Annotated in this window: 2 protein-coding genes; both read right to left on the bottom strand. The window is 57.3% G+C overall.

What is annotated here, in order from left to right; genetic code table 11:
* Window positions 1-217: 217 nt before the first annotated feature.
* On the bottom strand, window positions 218-490 hold the full coding sequence (locus tag ADK28_RS16265; RefSeq protein ID WP_004941292.1) for a hypothetical protein: 273 nt from the start codon (window positions 488-490) through the stop codon (window positions 218-220).
* A gap of 73 nt (window positions 491-563) precedes the next feature.
* On the bottom strand, window positions 564-1,059 hold a 496-nt coding region (yddG, locus tag ADK28_RS16260; protein ID WP_048796099.1), incomplete at its 5' end, for an aromatic amino acid DMT transporter YddG.

Genomic DNA, 1,059 nt, shown 5'->3' with positions numbered 1-1,059 from the left:
GTTACGCATTTCGCGAATAGGTAATCGATTGCGTTCACATTTGTCAAATTATGTTTCATGCAAATTCACATTCGCTGTGATTTTTGTCATGCACCGCGTCTTTTAGCGCAGTTTTTGACCCAAATGACATCAGGGCGTGATCACGCCCTGGAAAAGAAAAAGCCGACGCGCCAGCGTCGGCCTTCATCAGAATCAGGAGAAAGTGCGGAACGTAAAATCAGTTCACCGCCGGCACCGCCTTGGCGATGTTTTCCTGGCGGAACGCCACCTCTTCGCCGTTTTTCACCTCCCAACTGGCGACCGGAATATCGGTCTTGGGCGCCGCCGCGACGACCGAGCCGTAAATCAGCTTATCGTCGCGGCGCAAAATATAAACGTCGAGCTGATATTCATGTCGCAAATTCGCCGTGGTCAGGCGAACGGTATCGCCGCGCTCATAGTGATGCACGTCGATTTCAGGCTGTTGAATAAATTGAATGTCGCTTCTCATCGTCGTCGTTCCTTCAGGCAACATGGCTAGTTAAATTCTAGTTCAACATTGCGACGACAGCGGATAATTTCCGTTAATTTCCGCGAGTTGCCCGCCAACAGATCAGCGAGCCGAGTGTGACCATCGCTACGCCCTGCCAGAAACTGGCGGTCAGCGAGGTGTGCAGCACCAGCGCGGCGAACACCGCCGAGAGCACCGGGGTAAAATAGGAGACGGTGGCCAGCAGCGTCATGTTGCCGTGCAGAATGCCGACGTTCCAGGCGGCATACCCCGCCCCCATCGCCACCCCGGCGCACAGCAGCGTCACGGTCACGCCGACGCTGAACTGCATGCCGCTTTCCGCGCTGAAGGCGTACTTCAGCCACAGCGCCAGCGCGGTCAGCGCGATAAACAGCACCACGCCGTTGCTGCCCCGGGCAATCTTCTTGGTCAGGTTGCAATACAGCGCCCAAATCACCGCGCCGCTGAAGGCCAGCGCGTAGCTGAGCGGGTTGCTGCGCACATTGGCCAGCATCTGCGCCGGTGACCAGCCGCCCTCGCCGCTCATGATCCAGCCGATGCCGAACAGC

The sequence above is a fragment of the Serratia sp. 506_PEND genome, from assembly GCF_001076875.1.
Classification (GTDB): domain Bacteria; phylum Pseudomonadota; class Gammaproteobacteria; order Enterobacterales; family Enterobacteriaceae; genus Serratia; species Serratia marcescens.
This window is presented reverse-complemented; position numbering and strand designations above follow the sequence as displayed.

Coding starts and splice junctions, on each gene's coding strand:
- ADK28_RS16265 (WP_004941292.1), bottom strand. CDS start 490: ATGAGAAGCGACATTCAATTTATTCAACAGCCTGAAATCGACGTGCAT.